The following is a 14250-nucleotide window of genomic DNA, read 5'->3' on the forward strand; positions in this document are numbered from 1 at the left end:
CAAATATTGCGCTTTCGAAGCCACGCCGCTCGCAACTATAAGTGAATCGGGAAGTGGGAGGCGAGTCTTGCATCTGATATCCCCTGCCATATCGGCAATTTCAATGTTGACATCAACCACCTTGTATCTGGAATCCGTCATGAAGTCCAGTACCAGATCTTTCGCCCCGGATTCGTCCCTCTGCTCATAGTATCCGGTGCAGAGCTCTGCAACTGTGATTGCTGACACGAATGCATCTATCCTGCCATCCTCCGCTGCTGTCAGTACTTTCAGGGAATGCTCGAAGAATGGTTCCTCTCTGTTCTTCACATTGAGGAATATGTTTGTGTCGAGAATAGCCGCTATTCTCGCCATTCCTTCCTGAGTCTCCTTTGAAAATGAACACCTTTCTCCACCCATGATTCTTGACTGGTCAGGAGGGAAGAGATTGATTTTCGTTCACCTTTGGAGATTATGGCTCTTCTTCCCTCAATTCTGAAAGTAACATCATCGCCAACTTTCAAGCCGAACGCTTCCCTCACTTTCTTGGGAATGGTTATCTGTCCCTTCGAAGTCATCCGCGATACAGCCAGCACCTTCGATTGTTTTTTCATTTATTTCCTTACGAATCAGTAAGTAAACGTAACTATAAAAGGGCAATGACCAGGCTAGGGCTGATTATTGGCGGCAGATACCGACAACTACAGTGAGCATTTGCACAAATTTGGCATGTACGGTGCATTTCATTCGTTCGAAAACGGTGGCTTCAGCGCCATGTGGTAATCATGAATGTCATCGGCACTACTACTCAGAAAGTTGCATCTTGAGGTGCTCTGGATATATTCTTTCGCTTGAAGAGTCAGGCTGAAATTGAGATTATGTTTCACCGCAATCCTCGAACGAAGCACTGCACAACGCCAATACTGTCGTACGCATCAGCCAGGAAGGCAGCGTCATGTCCCTTTAAATGGCAGTAGGGCTCAATGCAGCATGCAACCATTCCGCTCTTATTGTGCTGCTCTCTCGGGTATACTTCCGGAATCGATTCTCTTCACAGCCAGATAGTAAGCGAATGCGAATATGACCGCCGGGATGGCCCCGAGCAGACGCAGAGATGTAAGTTCATTATCGAGATTCAAAAGGCGGGCCGTATTCGGAGGACTGGACGCAAAGGCAAGAGCAATCGCATGTGAAATCAGAGGCCCGACAATTATTACGCCGGCTGTTCCCATCGCGACCTGGGCTGCAAACGCCAACCATAAGAGTGTCCTTCCATTTGCCGCCTCAAGCAGGTAAACAAGCATTACAGTTGAAATGCCCAGCAGCACAGATATCACCAGGCTCCCCCAGAGCAGCGATTCAAATGCCGACGTCATTGTCGCCGACGCACTGGAAGCTGACACTCCGGGCCCTGTTACCGACAAAATGGTCCCGGCAAATAAAAGGCCGAGCATGAATTCGGCTATGAATCCGATTGAATAAATTACGACGGCGTAAATGACATACTGTCCATGTCTGACTCCGAACGCGTCACGACCGATTATTACGAGTATTACACCTATCAGTTCCAGAATCCAGCCGATGTATTGTATGTAAGGAATCCAGCTCAGCAGCAACCCTACGACGAGCAGCAGAAGACCGGTCCTCGTCTGGTCTATCTTTTTATCCATCCAGTCGGTGTTTTCTGAATACGTATCCTGGACGAACGGCCTGCGTTCGCCTTCCGGCCAGAAAGTGGGGTTGCTTACTGCCGAAGACGGTGAACCACAATTCGAACAGAAAACATACCCCGCTTCGTTGAGGTGGTCGCAGGAAGGGCACGATACCCGCGGATTGTTGTCCGAGCTCACATTTATTCCCTCTCTGTAAACAGTATTATCAGTAATATATTTTCTCCATTATATCCTGACGGCGATATCGCTTGGCATGCGGCATCAGTTCAATAAATGTGACTTCCAGAGTGGTAATGTTTTTGCCACACTTTTTCAGAATCTGTTTCGCTTTTCCTTTCAACCAGTCCGATGGCTTGAGCAGCGCAAGGAAGAAATCAGTGTCTGCGTATATCCTCTTCCGCCTCTTTGAGAATCTCGGCGCGGAATTGCTTTAACGACCTGCCTGGATGGTTCTTTCCTAGCTCTGCTAAATCCTTGGCGGGGTCATCAGGCAGGGGTACCAGGACCAGCCGATTTCCTTCACGCAAAACAAGGAACTTCTTCCCAAGACCTCTCCTCAGCCTGGATGGCAGATATATGCGCCCGTTCCTGTCAATCTCTTCAATATCGCCAGACATCGAGTACCGCACCGTGCATAAAATATGTCTATTTTGCCAAAAATCTGTTCTTTTTAGCAAATTCTTCGATACCGAAGATACGGCTTAGCTCAATCGCATACAGTGTGGGAATAGAACGCAGTCTAGCTTGATGCCGAGCTGATATAAATTCTTCATGAAGTGCAACCTGCGAAGCAGCCCGCATCAGGAATGTGAAGACCTCAGGAGAATAGCATCTTAGAGCGACTCGAAATGAGGATCGCTGATTACGACGCTGGAGGAAGTAAGTCGTGCTGTGGCATGGATTACAGAATCTGTGATTGGATAGCCTCGAATTCCTTTATTCATCAGTTCCAGGCAGATGATTCTTTTGTCCGGTTCCCTGAGGTCAAAAGCGTAGCATATGATATTGGAATCAAAGAACACTTCAGCGATCATGCAGTTCTTCTCTGTTGTATTTCCATTTCTTCATCTTCACACCCTTTTCTAGGAGTTCACGAAATTTCGTTTCTGCACTCTTCTCGCCTTTCTCGGACCACTCTTTCATGGCTTCTGTGATTGCTTTCCCAAGGTATCCTTTTCTCTTCCCGTATCTGCGGCTTGCCGCTTCCCTGAATGACTTTTCGATGTCTTCATCGACGTTTACTGTAATTGTCTTGGACATTTCGTGCGTGTACAATTTTGCATGCATTTAGATGTTTATAGCTGAACAACAATAGTTTTTGCCGAGGCAGCTCAAGTATACATGAGCATGTTGTTTATCTGTCAATTGAGAGTGAATGAATTCACTTTCCGCCTTTTCCTTCTGCAGTGTAAATGAGATAAATTATGAAGTGATAAGTAATTATATGTCCTTAATACATTACCAGATCTGTGACAAAACTCAAACATGGCAACAGACTGGGACCAAACGAGGCGACTCTTTACAGGTGGCTTGTATCACTCGAGGGTAACTCTCTGCTCGCCCCGAAAGACGCAATGCAGGCACTGGCAGAATCAGCGAGCCAGAACAGTCTGGCCCACACGCTGTCGTTGCTCAATCATAAGGGAATAATCAAAAGAATTGGAAAGGGCGTCTATATCAACGAAAGCAGGGGGCACTCTCCTGGAATAATCCAAGTGGTTCCTTATGTTTTCAAACCCCTTGAATATTACATTGGCCTGAATGCTGCGGCCAGCCATTGGGGCCTTACCACTCAGATTCCACACTCATATCATATCATCTACAATCCTGGGAATCATGCGCAGATGAAGAGGGTTGCGAGGTGGTGCCAGATGCTAAAGAATGAGGAGGAAAATCTTGGTGGTGAACTGATTCCGGTTGTTTCAAACATCTCTCCGCTCCTGGTTAGAGGCGTTTCTCACGCCACAATTGAAGGGACCCAAATCCCGGTGTCCACTTTGGAGAGGACAATCATCGATTCCGTGATTTATACAGAAAAAATTGGAGGTGCCGGGGAGGCATTGACATGGGCAAAGTTCGCTCTGAATAGAGGAGTCGATTTCAATGAGTTGAGTCGAGTATTTGATTACATTTACCCGTTTGTTGTATCGGTAGCGGCAAGGCTGGGATTCCTGCTGGAAATGGCCCAAGAGGAGATCGTGACCAACGTTCCGGCGATTAAATTCGTGAAGAAACTCGAAAAACTGCTTTCCACAACCAGTGCAACCTACAACTGGGGACCGGAGAAAGGCAGAACCGAATATTTCCGGAAATGGCGTCTTCATGTGAGCAGAAACTACCTGGATCAGTTTGAGGTGATTTCAGTCTATGAATGATGATGTCTTGGAGAGAATCCGCACTTTGAGTTTCGACCGTAACGCTTTATATCGTCATGCGGAGCGCACAGGTTCTGGAAGAGGGGCAATTGAAAAGGATTTAGTCATTTCCATTGTGTTGGCAATTATCTCGGATTCGCCAGAATTTAGCTGGTGCTCTGACAAGTTGATTTTCAGAGGTGGAACGTGTATCAAGAAAGTTTTCTATCCTGATGAAACAAGGTTCAGTGAGGATATTGACCTCATGGGATTAAACATTGAAGAAGCCGGCTTGTTTATGCGCTCGGTAAATAAGTTAGTGGGAATGAATCTGGGAGTAACAAGTTTCGATAGTACAGAAGTGCAGTACAGCAACGAGCGGGGACTGGATTTCATGCTGTACTATACCTCCGTTTTGCAGCAAAAGGATCATATTTCATTCAATCTCAGCACAGCCTATCCGATGGAGCGAATCCAAAAGAGAGCGGTTATCGTTGAACCTTACTTACAGATAAATCCATCAATTCTCACACTTGGAATAAAGGAAATACTCGCTGAGAAAACTCGCGCGCTACTCCAGAGAAGGAAGCCCAGAGACTTGTTCGACGTATGGTTCTTGATCAAAAATAAGGAACTTGAACTGGACAGAAGCCTACTCCGGAAGAAACTGGAACGCAGTTATGCCGCCGCGCCGTTCAGTAAGAAGGAAGAAGCTTCATCATACGTAATGGAAGACATCATCTCCAGAATCAAGTCATCAGTAACAGATATTACGTGGAAAAATGAGCTGGGGGGACTCTTGATGAAGCCGAAACCGAAACGGCTTGTTGTGATCAATGAAATCTGCAATATTCTTTCCTCCATCGGCGACATAAATGTGCGAAAATAACTGGCGGTGGATGGGTCGGTCAAGAGCAGGCAAATTGTCGAATTTCCTAAAGATTAAAACCAAAGCCGGTGCGAGTCATGTGGGTAACTGACTCAACGACGCTCATCTGAACGCTTCTGAGTGCGCATCATATATGCTGTGGCGTCATGTTCTTCCTCTTTCCACCCTGCAAGTTTCTTTGCAGCGATTTCCCGCGCTTTTGCAAGCAAGACAACAGGGTCTAATAACTCCACTTTTCCAGGTCCACTGACGTATGCAACCAGTTTCACATTGGTTCCTATTTGGGCCTGCTTTCTGATTTTCCTGGGCAGGACGATCCTTCCCTTATCATCTACTGTGACCATCTCGGCCATGACAAGATAATCGTATTCCAACACATATAAGATAAGCGGGAATAATGACGGAATCGGACCGCACGCCATAGAGAAATGACAGACTCTGTCTCTATTCTCCTGCCCTGCTGCGGGCATGTGCTCGCATCAATATTATACACATGTGCACACTTAACAAGATAAGAACATGGCCAAGACAATCGCAGTTTCCGACGAGGTCTACAAGCTTTTGAAGAAGTCAAAGTTGCCAAACGAAAGCTTCTCATCAGTGATAAAAAGAAATTTCAAGAAAAGTGAAATATCCGACATAGCGGGGAGGAAAACAATCAGCCGCGTTGATCGGGATGAGGCGATGAGACATATTCTTGAATCAGAAACAATCACTTCAGAACGACTTAATAAGCGTGAGTGATTGAAGCTCTTTGATACATCATTCATCATGGCCCTTGTGAACTCAGACGAAGGGGCCGTTGAGCTTGCGAAAGCGATTGACAGGTAGTTCTCCCTCGCTGCAATATCTGCCATTTACGTTCACGAATACCTGTTCGGCATACATTGCAGATACCAGAAGACGAAGTTGTGTGGGGGGGGGAGAAAAGCTGAGCACCGCACTGAATGACCTTGAGCCAATTGAGATTATGCCGTTGACAGCCAATATGGCAAACATGAGTGCAGAGATTAACACCTCACTGGCGAGGCAGGGAACACTGATAGGAATGAATGTTATTTACAATGCTGCAACTGCAATCAGTTATGGTTTCAAGCTAGTCACTACAAACAGTACACATTTTCCAGAGTTCCGGGCCTGATGATTCGCAAGCATTGATTAAATCATCTCCTGCAACGCCGCTCACCTATGGCTCTTTGGAGTTACGTTCTGTTATGCTCACTATGGGGACCGCCTTCGGATGATGCCTGGCGAATTAGTTTAAGGCACGTTCCGCGCTTGACGGCATCCTTCCGTATTCTGTCATCAGGATTTTGACTCAATCCACTCAGTTCCCATCGATAAACTCATGTGTATAGTGACATATGTGATGCATACAGGCGATACATGCCGAAAGAAGAAATAATCACCATCAAACTCAAGAAGTCGGCGGTCGAAGCACTCAAGGATCTCAGGAAATATCCTAGAGAGACTTACAGCGAGACCGTGATGCATCTCATAAGAGATGCACGGGATATAAGGGAATTCGACAGTTTTGTCCAAAAAGCCCAGGCGATTAAGATGAAAGAACTGTGGGAAGAAGGGGATTACAGCGGTTGGGAACATGCATAGTGCAGGAGACGTTGCAATCATCAGAGGCAACTGACGCATATCTCATAGAACGAAGTACGCCTCGGGCAGTGTTTCTTCCGCCAGCGCAGCAGTCCAGCAGTTTGCTTTATTTTTAGGTCACACGGTCTGAATGTGTATGTAGGTGTTCTGCATTTGGGTACAAGATGACATCCAAAAGACTGACGGTCAAAGAAGAAGTGTACAATAAGCTTGTAGAAGCCAGGAAAGGGAATGAAAGTTTCAGCAAAGTCATTGAAAGGCTGCTGCAACGCGAGAGCGATTTGATGTCTTTTGCTGGAATTCTTTCCGATGATAGGGAATTTGCTGAAGCAATGAGCAAGGATACTGCGGAAGTGCGAAAGCTGACGGTGAAGTCATTTAAATTATAACCTTGCCCTTAAGAAAGCACGTACTTCCTCCTCTGTGTCGCAGCTTTCAGTGTTTACCGCCACTCAAAGGAAGTTTCGACGATGCCGGAGTTCTCAGGTTCGGCGGCTCTGACCTGTTGGGGTTGGGTGGCAGGAGTCCGATAGTTGAGTGATCACAAACGCTATTGCCGCATCTTGTTCTGCCTATTGTTTCAGGCATATCCAGTTTCTCCACTTTCGGCCCGACACAACAGCGTCCTGACATTCTATGAAGAATAACAGAACCTCCTCACATACTGCGTTCAGACATCACACTCTGGCATGTCAGACAAGCGCATCCATCATCATGTTCGCCTGCATGTGGGAGTAGATATCTGCGAGTACAAGCGACTCTAGAAGCAGCGGCAGATCCACTGTACCCTCGACCTTTACCAGATGACTGGATCTTCTGAGATGCTTCTCCATCAATTCAACATCTGCAATTTTTGTATCAGCGCTGCAGATTGTATAATTTCCATGCCCCGATGAGTCCTTAAGCCTGAAGTGTTCTACACCGTCTACCACGACTGCATAATACTGTTGGCCAATCAGTCTGAAACCCGGTGGTATTGTAAAAACAGCTACAACTTGGCTGTCAGCATTATAGATTGTGAACAGGTTCATTCCCTTATGTTCCGGAAGACGTTGAGCGTCCATAATGCTGTTAAGAATCCTCATCCCATTTGCGTCGTCAAGCGGAGCATTGAGCTTCTTATCCACAACTGAGGGAACTGAGGTCGCATATGCTTCTCCATCCGTTTTCTGAAAAATATACCGCCCATAGGGGAAATGCGTTTCCTTCAACATGATATAATTTTCTTTTGTGATTGCATTCTCCATGGTTCCACCCTCCTGGCTTGACCGATATCCGTTCATATGCAGAAATGCTTATGTGCACAATTTCAGATATCTTTATGCCACCGGCAAAAGGTGGGAATTCCTGCTCATTTTCCACTCATCAGCCTGCTGCTTTGTATTGAACTTAACATTCAGCGCGAGGTATTTAAAGCAAGTCATAAGTCCAAGACAATCTGTTAGAGTCAAGGGAATATCCATCGTCACTGGTTCAGGTTAATGCACACTGATCGCGAAACCATTCACCTAAGAGGAACGATATGAATGCGGACTGAGGAGAGTGATTGTGGTGCCCGAAATGCTCAGTTTCTTCAGCCGGAGCAGATCGCGATCCAAGCTCAGGACAGTGATGTGACTTCCCAGGTTCGGAAAGAATCTACCTGCGGAGGCATATGATGCAATTATCAGTGCATCCCTTCCGCCCATATTGTGCATTGCTGCAACATCAAGACCTGCCAGGCTGGTTTCAATGTCAATCGGAACGACCATGCTTTCTTCCGCATATTTTTTGAGTATCCCTGCGGTCTCTGCCGGATTCAGGTGGAGTTTGAAAACACAAGTGTGATACGCTTCATGGAGTACAGTTGGACAGGTTAAATGGGTGACGGTCTCTAGAAACCGAAGACTTTCATTCCCCGGCGCGTCCGAAATAAGGAACTGCACCAGCACATTTGTATCTAGTGCCAGATATCTTTCATTTCCGAAGGCGTGGGCCACTTTTTCACCTTCTCTGTCAGGTGCAGCGCGCCGTGAAATCTTGACATGTTGCGCGAACCTTCTTTTCTGATCAGTATAGTTCCATCTTTCACATCAAGCAGAAGACTCTGTCCCTGTCTCAGGCCAAGATCATCAGCCACCTCCCTGGGAATCGTTGCACGAAGGCTGTTGCCAATTTTCTGGAGCTTTATTCTTTTCATAGGTGGATATACGCACTAGATATACAAAAACTTGTCCCCGATATCCATCCTATTCCAGGCCAGGCCTCCTCAAGTCGCATGTAAGTGTGAAACAAGTACGACATGACGGACAGACCTTCTATCATTGATCACTGACAAATATGGGGTCATTTGACCTATTATCTCCATAGTCACCCGCTCACCAGCAAATTTGGTGGTAACTGGCTTCGCTGGCGGAACACAGCTCCGATTCTCCATGCGCTCCGGTTCCGGCGACTGCTCCCGCAATGGTACAAATCTGCAGATATGTGCATTCAGTTCTGAATTCACTGGCATAATGCGTTTGCGAATGATCTGAAATATCATTATCTGGATAATGATTATCGAGATAATGTTTCGTCGTGACAGCGAGTTCGGGGTGCCGAAAGTATCCCGAGCCGTGGTTTTCCTGCCGAACGTAATTTTGTCTGCACTACGATTACCACGTATTTCGCTCCTACATGTCAGGTGCTGTCTTCTTAAGCAACGGAGCTTTTGTTCTTCTCCGGTAAATGCCCATGAGCGTCGTTCTTCTTGTTCGTGGTGAGATAACTTATGGAAAATGGAGTGACTTTCTGGTCGCGGTACGGCGCTACATGGAATATCGCCGGAAGAAAGGCTACGTAGTCCCGGAACTGCTGCTGGGAATGTCGGGTCCGATGAACACTGCGCTGCTCGTCTACAGGTACAGCGACGCCAAGGTTTTCGAGGATGAAGACCTCGTGGTGGATCAGGACACGGATTATCAAAAGGTAGCTTCCGCGATGCCGTATATCGAGGGCACAATCCACTACGAACTCTTCCGTGAGGACTGATTAAATTCTTTAACCCGTACAACACTGATAGTCTTGGCAGCACATGCCCCCAAAACGCGCAATTCGCATAGGGTCTATAGTCATTGACTGCAAGGACTTCGATCGCATGATGGCTTTCTGGCAGGAGGCTCTTCACTATGAACCGAGGGAACCGCCCGAAGACGGCTGGGTTGTTCTAAAAGATCCTCAGGGAAAGGGACCCAATGTTTCAATCAACAGAATTCCGGAACCACGCCCTGAAGATTATCGTCTGCATCTCGATCTTTATGCGGAAGACCAGGCTGCGGAGGTGAAGCGACTGATGCGTCTGGGCGCGAAAATGATTCAGCCTGCAGAGAAGGGAAAGGATTACGTGACACTCGCAGACCCTGATGGCAATCCTTTCGATGTTGTTCAGATTCCAAAGAGCCGTTTAATGGAGCAGGACTGAATCGTCTTTTTGTGCGTCTGTCCAGCTGTGATTCTTAAGCGCTGCACCCAATAGTGTCAGATTGACTTAAATTTCTGCTGCCTGCTGCTCTAGCTTCTCGCGTGTAAACAACCGTTGCTCTGCAAAACGTAATAATACTGAGTTCGTCGTTCTGAAAACGGGGAACGATGGTTGGGCTGAAACTGGCATTCATTCTGTGGCAGGTGAAATTGTGATCAGCGGCAAACTGCATCGTTTGATCGTTCGGATAATTTTTATCACAGGGAGCGTTTCAGTATGGGTACTCTTCGGTTTCCTCTTACTCAATCTCTTGCACCATCATTATGGGTTTTATGGCATCAATCCACTGATTCTCGCCCTGCCACTGGTGGGCACCTTCCTAAGCATTGGCATTCTCTTCTACCTGCTTATCTATAAACAATCCCTCAGATCCTCATTTGTCGGTTCGAAGGGCATAGTGAAACACGTCTTCAGGAAAGGACAGGTGAGGATAGTGGTCGAAGGTTATGCATACGTTGCCATTCCGCAAGAGCCTGTTTCCAAGGGCGATACCGTGGAAATAGTTGCCGTCGACAGCTCCCTGCATTCTGATTTAAAAGTCAGGAAGGTTTGAATTCCGTTTCCTGGCATATAACTGCTTGAACAATTTCGTGTTTCGATTTGAACCGTAGTTTGTGCTCATTGAATTTTATGACTGTTTTCCATTTCCGGCTTATTTCTTTTGCGCGTCACTTTATCTTCTTCCACTGCAGGTGCGCCCCGGAGCCCCGGGACAGTTATTTGTGCATGGTCGCATTATAACGATGAGTATGTCAAGACATGTTGTTTTCCGCCTGCCCGGTGGCGAAATCAAAGGCGAACTGTCAGATGTCCCGGGAATCGATTCCCTGCTCTCGCAGCTTCCAGTGTCGTCGAAAGGCAATGTCTGGGGGGAGGAGATATACTTCGAGATAACACGCGCGATTCCTGTTGGCGGGAAGACAAAGGATGTTGATGTCGGTGAGATTGCCTACTGGGAAGAAGGCAAATCTGTCTGCATCTTCTTCGGTCCCACTCCCATCAGCCGAAGCACACGTCCTGAACCATATGTCCCTGTCTTCAGTATTGGGAAGGTGGATATCGGCGATGCGTCGATGAAAATTCTGAGAGAATTTGAGCAGGGAAATATCATAACGCTTGAAAAATCGTCCGTCAGGTGAATCGCCCTGCGTGGCGACCGAAAGATACACGCCTTCGAAGGTGTGTCGCCGTTCATCTTAACATCCGGAAGCTCAGCCTGTTGCTGTCTTTTCCGGCCTCAGTTTGGAGAATGCCAGCACCGAGGCAGACAGGAGGAAGAGGAATGCCGCGGGCACGAGTATAGTCCAGGTTCCGGGAAGCAATGTCAGGTCAAGCGCCGATATCAGCGTTACACAGGAAAGCAGTGGCAGCGCCAGGTGCTTTAACGCATTTCTCCTCATTGTGCCGTCCGCGATGAGCGCCACATTGACCACCGTATGTATTGTGACGAAGCCGACGGTCACTGTCGTGATCAGCAGCAGGAATGCTGTGTACGGTCCGAACAGATACGTTGTCAGAGACGCAGTGGCCAGCGACAGGAAACCGGCAAGGAGGACGACAGCATACGGAACTCTCCGGGTGGCGCTGAGTCTGCCGAAATAAGGATGCATCATGAGTCCGTTCTTCGACATGAAGTAAACTCCTCTTGAAAAGCCAGTGAGGAAGCTCACTGCCAGAGAGACGGAACTCGTAATGACGAAGACCGAAACAAACACGCCGAACAGCGGCCCGGCTGATACAGCAATTGAAGGCAGATAAGACCCCGACAGCGAGTGCACTCCCTGTCCGAGTTTCACATCGAAGACATATGCGGTGAACAGGAGGATCAGACCTGCCGTCGACACCGACAGGACAATCGAGCGGCTTATGTTTCTGGATGGATTGGCTATTTCATCCCCCAGCATGACAGGCGATCCTGAGCCGGCGAACATCAGCAGTGCAAACAGGGCACCGGCGCCCACTGTTCCGACAGCACCTGCACCTGGCAGGAATGGTGTGGAATCCAATGCGTATCCGGTCTGATGCCACACCGTCACGCTCAGTGCAACGAGTATGGTCAATTCGGCAAGTCCGGCAATGATCACGAACCTGGCGGTCGGCTTTATGCCAAGCAAAACGACGACAGTGACGGCAAGGACAACAATGCACATGATGCCGAAACTGTCGAACGGTGTCACATGAACGCCGGGGAAGGAGAGCTCTATGAGGGAGGGCACATAGATCATGCCGAGAAATATCGCTATGTTGGGCAGCACCGCAAAAGTGTATGTGCAGTAGAGCCATCCGAGCGCTTTACCCGCTTTCCTGCCGAATACCGAGGAAATGAATTTGATGTAGCCGCCCGAGCTCGGATATCTCTGCGAGAATATGTAGGTGGTATTGACGAGCAGAAGCGAGAAGAGGAAGCCGAGTAGAACTGAAAGCGGGGCAAACTCTCCGGCTATCGCAAACACCGGTATGAATATCGCTCCGACGTCGAGAAGCAGGCCCATTCCGGAGATGCTCTGAAACAGCGATCCGTAAAAACCAATGGCCCCACGTCGCAAATCATGAGATGCGGCAGGACCAACCGAGGATGCCATACGCTCGCAGCGGCGACTCTGTAGCGGCTAATAAAATTAACCTCAATTCAAACACCCTATCGGATTTTTTAGAATGGAATCGCAGTGCGATGCTGCAACCCTTCAAGGCAAAGGGTATATTGTCGAGACGGCTTAGACAGCCGAAAGGTGATGCGTGCCTGAGCAGCAACAACTACCGTGATTATCTTACCGATCAGGAGGGCCGGATATATCTCGCCGCCTGCTCGCATGCGCCTGTCTCGAAAAGACTCCTCCTCGCACTCGAAAGATATGAACACGATATGCTGGAATTCGGCAATCCATGGGATCTCTGGCTTGAAAAGATTGCATCAGCAACGAAACTGTTTGCAAAACTGATCGGTGCTTCACAGGAAGAAGTATTCCCGTCCTTTTCCGTTTCCTCAGCGCTCTCCTCGGTCCTGAGTTCACTCCGCTACGACGGAAGGAGGGGCATTGTCGTCAGCGACATGGAATATCCTACAACAAACTTCATTTTTCTGGCGCAACAGAGATACGGTGCGAAGATAACAACGCTCAGGAGCAGTGGGTACAGGCTCTCAACCGATCAGTATTCGCGCGCGGTGGATAGAAGCACGCTGCTGACCAGTGCCATCCACGTCTCTTCTCTGAACGGCTTCAGACAGAACATTAGGGAAATATGCGATATCGCGCACAAGGCAGGTTCACTCTTCTACACGGATGCATACCAGTCCCTCGGCACCATCCCCGTCGATGTCAGTAAAGACGATGTCGATTTCCTTGCAGGCGGGAATCTGAAATATCTTATGGGTCTGCCGGGCATGGCTTTCATGTATGTCAGGAGGGAACTGATCGGCGGTCTTGAGCCGACAAACATCGGCTGGTTCTCGCAGAAGGATCCGTTCCTCTTCGGCGCGGAAAAACTCGATTACGCCGGCACCGCCGACAGATTCCAGTCTGGCACGCTGAGCATCCCTTCCGTGTACGCTGCCATAGAAGGGATGGAAACCATCTTGGAGATGGGTGTGAAGAACATAGAGCGGCATGTGGCCAAACTCACTGCACGCGCAATGGCCCTGGCAGACGAATGCGGCCTGAAGACCATTACTCCTTCCGACCCCGGAAGCAGGGGAGCCATTGTATCCTTCATCGTTCGAAGGCCGCATGAACTGGAACTTAAACTCAGGGAACGCTGTGTCATTACATCCTCCAGGGGCATCGGTCTCAGGATAGCACCGCACTTCTACAACACTATGGATGAAATAGACGCAGCCGTCGGAATGATTGATGCGATGAAAGACTACTGAATCAGCCCCGGTTGTGAAACCGCTGCGCTGTGCCTGTATTTCAAAAAGTGATGCACTCTTGCAAGCATGTCGACGGGAGCGTAAAATAAGGAGAGAAAAAGGAGTCCCACTAGCCTGTCTATCAGGTCGGTTGTGAACGATTTGGCTAATACAAACGAGGCCAGTGTCACAATAGTATAGAAAATTTTGAAGACAGTCAGGCTCATGAAGCGTTTAACGCCGTTAATCAACCTCTTGCGGTAGTTGAAGATTGAAAACGCCATGTAGAACGTTGCTATGTCTGCAAGCACGATCATCAAGGCTACGACGGTGGTGGATGTCTTCCAGGTAATCGGTGTCACCATCAGAAAAATTATCGCCGTGCCTATGAGGTA

The 14250-nt window shown here is 48.2% G+C and carries 22 protein-coding genes; 11 read left to right on the forward strand and 11 right to left on the reverse strand.

All coding sequences use genetic code 11. The features are described 5' to 3' along the window. The 5 genes from KIS30_05005 to KIS30_05025 form a co-directional block, all read right to left on the reverse strand. A partial coding sequence (locus KIS30_05005; protein ID MBX8646099.1) for a PIN domain-containing protein occupies positions 1-354 on the reverse strand: 354 nt, incomplete at its 3' end. Next, the gene (locus tag KIS30_05010) at positions 342-593 is read right to left on the reverse strand and encodes an AbrB/MazE/SpoVT family DNA-binding domain-containing protein (GenBank protein MBX8646100.1); all 252 of its coding nucleotides are present in this window, start codon (positions 591-593) and stop codon (positions 342-344) included. The genes KIS30_05010 and KIS30_05005, both read right to left, overlap by 13 nt. Before the next feature lie 393 nt (positions 594-986). Further along, entirely contained in the window at positions 987-1829 is an 843-nt protein-coding gene (locus KIS30_05015; protein MBX8646101.1) for a hypothetical protein, read from the reverse strand. Between the two features lie 197 nt (positions 1830-2026). Further along, complete coding sequence (locus KIS30_05020) at positions 2027-2269, reverse strand: AbrB family transcriptional regulator (protein ID MBX8646102.1); 243 nt, start codon at positions 2267-2269, stop codon at positions 2027-2029. 406 nt (positions 2270-2675) lie between these two features. Continuing rightward, positions 2676-2912 carry a hypothetical protein gene (locus KIS30_05025; GenBank protein MBX8646103.1) on the reverse strand — a complete coding sequence of 79 codons (237 nt, stop codon included), beginning with the start codon at positions 2910-2912 and terminating at the stop codon, positions 2676-2678. Between the two features lie 209 nt (positions 2913-3121). On the opposite strand from KIS30_05025, the gene KIS30_05030 reads away from it, so the two are divergent. After that, positions 3122-4027, forward strand: coding sequence for a hypothetical protein (locus tag KIS30_05030; GenBank protein ID MBX8646104.1), 906 nt, complete (start codon positions 3122-3124; stop codon positions 4025-4027). Continuing rightward, positions 4020-4895, forward strand: a complete 876-nt coding sequence (locus KIS30_05035) for a nucleotidyl transferase AbiEii/AbiGii toxin family protein (protein MBX8646105.1) — start codon at positions 4020-4022, stop codon at positions 4893-4895. The genes KIS30_05030 and KIS30_05035 overlap by 8 nt, the downstream gene beginning before the upstream one ends. 92 nt (positions 4896-4987) lie before the next feature. On the opposite strand, the gene KIS30_05040 is transcribed toward KIS30_05035, so the two are convergent. Next, positions 4988-5248 carry a hypothetical protein gene (locus tag KIS30_05040; protein MBX8646106.1) on the reverse strand — a complete coding sequence of 87 codons (261 nt, stop codon included), beginning with the start codon at positions 5246-5248 and terminating at the stop codon, positions 4988-4990. A gap of 166 nt (positions 5249-5414) precedes the next feature. Between KIS30_05040 and KIS30_05045 the strand changes: the two genes are divergently transcribed. From KIS30_05045 to KIS30_05060, 4 genes are all read left to right on the forward strand, one after another. After that, a complete protein-coding gene (locus KIS30_05045) occupies positions 5415-5639 on the forward strand; it encodes a hypothetical protein (GenBank protein ID MBX8646107.1) in 225 nt (74 codons plus the stop codon). A gap of 169 nt (positions 5640-5808) precedes the next feature. Further along, positions 5809-6036, forward strand: coding sequence for a type II toxin-antitoxin system VapC family toxin (locus KIS30_05050; GenBank protein MBX8646108.1), 228 nt, complete (start codon positions 5809-5811; stop codon positions 6034-6036). 245 nt (positions 6037-6281) lie between these two features. Then, positions 6282-6506: a hypothetical protein gene (locus KIS30_05055; protein MBX8646109.1), complete on the forward strand. Its 225-nt coding sequence runs from the start codon at positions 6282-6284 to the stop codon at positions 6504-6506. 164 nt (positions 6507-6670) lie between these two features. Continuing rightward, the gene (locus KIS30_05060) at positions 6671-6895 is read left to right on the forward strand and encodes an antitoxin (GenBank protein MBX8646110.1); all 225 of its coding nucleotides are present in this window, start codon (positions 6671-6673) and stop codon (positions 6893-6895) included. A gap of 303 nt (positions 6896-7198) precedes the next feature. Here KIS30_05060 and KIS30_05065 read toward each other — a convergent pair whose 3' ends face one another. The 3 genes from KIS30_05065 to KIS30_05075 form a co-directional block, all read right to left on the reverse strand. Next, complete coding sequence (locus tag KIS30_05065; GenBank protein ID MBX8646111.1) at positions 7199-7753, reverse strand: hypothetical protein; 555 nt, start codon at positions 7751-7753, stop codon at positions 7199-7201. 261 nt (positions 7754-8014) lie between these two features. After that, a complete protein-coding gene (locus KIS30_05070; GenBank protein MBX8646112.1) occupies positions 8015-8485 on the reverse strand; it encodes a PIN domain-containing protein in 471 nt (156 codons plus the stop codon). Next, complete coding sequence (locus KIS30_05075; protein MBX8646113.1) at positions 8446-8685, reverse strand: AbrB/MazE/SpoVT family DNA-binding domain-containing protein; 240 nt, start codon at positions 8683-8685, stop codon at positions 8446-8448. Before KIS30_05075 ends, KIS30_05070 begins: the two co-directional genes overlap by 40 nt. A gap of 536 nt (positions 8686-9221) precedes the next feature. Here KIS30_05075 and KIS30_05080 point away from each other — a divergent pair. The 4 genes from KIS30_05080 to KIS30_05095 all read left to right on the forward strand — a co-directional run bounded on the left by KIS30_05080 (position 9222) and on the right by KIS30_05095 (position 11147). Then, entirely contained in the window at positions 9222-9518 is a 297-nt protein-coding gene (locus KIS30_05080; protein MBX8646114.1) for a hypothetical protein, read from the forward strand. Positions 9519-9561: 43 nt separating this feature from the next. Continuing rightward, the gene (locus tag KIS30_05085) at positions 9562-9948 is read left to right on the forward strand and encodes a VOC family protein (GenBank protein ID MBX8646115.1); all 387 of its coding nucleotides are present in this window, start codon (positions 9562-9564) and stop codon (positions 9946-9948) included. A 235-nt stretch (positions 9949-10183) separates the two neighbouring features. Further along, complete coding sequence (locus KIS30_05090) at positions 10184-10561, forward strand: hypothetical protein (protein ID MBX8646116.1); 378 nt, start codon at positions 10184-10186, stop codon at positions 10559-10561. Positions 10562-10757: 196 nt separating this feature from the next. Continuing rightward, complete coding sequence (locus KIS30_05095; protein MBX8646117.1) at positions 10758-11147, forward strand: hypothetical protein; 390 nt, start codon at positions 10758-10760, stop codon at positions 11145-11147. A 72-nt stretch (positions 11148-11219) separates the two neighbouring features. Here the strand turns inward: KIS30_05095 and KIS30_05100 are convergent, their stop codons facing one another. Further along, positions 11220-12590, reverse strand: coding sequence for an APC family permease (locus KIS30_05100; GenBank protein ID MBX8646118.1), 1371 nt, complete (start codon positions 12588-12590; stop codon positions 11220-11222). 89 nt (positions 12591-12679) lie between these two features. Between KIS30_05100 and KIS30_05105 the strand changes: the two genes are divergently transcribed. Next, entirely contained in the window at positions 12680-13876 is a 1197-nt protein-coding gene (locus KIS30_05105) for an aminotransferase class V-fold PLP-dependent enzyme (protein MBX8646119.1), read from the forward strand. Here the strand turns inward: KIS30_05105 and KIS30_05110 are convergent. Next, a complete protein-coding gene (locus tag KIS30_05110; protein MBX8646120.1) occupies positions 13870-14220 on the reverse strand; it encodes a hypothetical protein in 351 nt (116 codons plus the stop codon). The genes KIS30_05105 and KIS30_05110 overlap by 7 nt on opposite strands. Positions 14221-14250: the final 30 nt, after the last annotated feature.

Source organism: Candidatus Sysuiplasma acidicola (assembly GCA_019721035.1).
Taxonomy (GTDB): Archaea; Thermoplasmatota; Thermoplasmata; order Sysuiplasmatales; family Sysuiplasmataceae; genus Sysuiplasma; species Sysuiplasma acidicola.

What these genes read in the sequence shown, in the direction of transcription:
- KIS30_05045 (MBX8646107.1), top strand. Translation starts at nt 5,415, where the DNA reads ATGGCCAAGACAATCGCAGTTTCCGACGAGGTCTACAAGCTTTTGAAG.
- KIS30_05075 (MBX8646113.1), bottom strand. Translation starts at nt 8,685, where the DNA reads ATGAAAAGAATAAAGCTCCAGAAAATTGGCAACAGCCTTCGTGCAACG.
- KIS30_05085 (MBX8646115.1), top strand. Translation starts at nt 9,562, where the DNA reads ATGCCCCCAAAACGCGCAATTCGCATAGGGTCTATAGTCATTGACTGC.
- KIS30_05035 (MBX8646105.1), top strand. Translation starts at nt 4,020, where the DNA reads ATGAATGATGATGTCTTGGAGAGAATCCGCACTTTGAGTTTCGACCGT.
- KIS30_05110 (MBX8646120.1), bottom strand. Translation starts at nt 14,220, where the DNA reads ATGGTGACACCGATTACCTGGAAGACATCCACCACCGTCGTAGCCTTG.
- KIS30_05040 (MBX8646106.1), bottom strand. Translation starts at nt 5,248, where the DNA reads ATGGCCGAGATGGTCACAGTAGATGATAAGGGAAGGATCGTCCTGCCC.
- KIS30_05025 (MBX8646103.1), bottom strand. Translation starts at nt 2,912, where the DNA reads ATGTCCAAGACAATTACAGTAAACGTCGATGAAGACATCGAAAAGTCA.
- KIS30_05080 (MBX8646114.1), top strand. Translation starts at nt 9,222, where the DNA reads ATGAGCGTCGTTCTTCTTGTTCGTGGTGAGATAACTTATGGAAAATGG.
- KIS30_05065 (MBX8646111.1), bottom strand. Translation starts at nt 7,753, where the DNA reads ATGGAGAATGCAATCACAAAAGAAAATTATATCATGTTGAAGGAAACG.
- KIS30_05100 (MBX8646118.1), bottom strand. Translation starts at nt 12,590, where the DNA reads ATGGCATCCTCGGTTGGTCCTGCCGCATCTCATGATTTGCGACGTGGG.
- KIS30_05055 (MBX8646109.1), top strand. Translation starts at nt 6,282, where the DNA reads ATGCCGAAAGAAGAAATAATCACCATCAAACTCAAGAAGTCGGCGGTC.
- KIS30_05060 (MBX8646110.1), top strand. Translation starts at nt 6,671, where the DNA reads ATGACATCCAAAAGACTGACGGTCAAAGAAGAAGTGTACAATAAGCTT.
- KIS30_05095 (MBX8646117.1), top strand. Translation starts at nt 10,758, where the DNA reads ATGTCAAGACATGTTGTTTTCCGCCTGCCCGGTGGCGAAATCAAAGGC.
- KIS30_05010 (MBX8646100.1), bottom strand. Translation starts at nt 593, where the DNA reads ATGAAAAAACAATCGAAGGTGCTGGCTGTATCGCGGATGACTTCGAAG.
- KIS30_05020 (MBX8646102.1), bottom strand. Translation starts at nt 2,269, where the DNA reads ATGTCTGGCGATATTGAAGAGATTGACAGGAACGGGCGCATATATCTG.
- KIS30_05105 (MBX8646119.1), top strand. Translation starts at nt 12,680, where the DNA reads ATGCTGCAACCCTTCAAGGCAAAGGGTATATTGTCGAGACGGCTTAGA.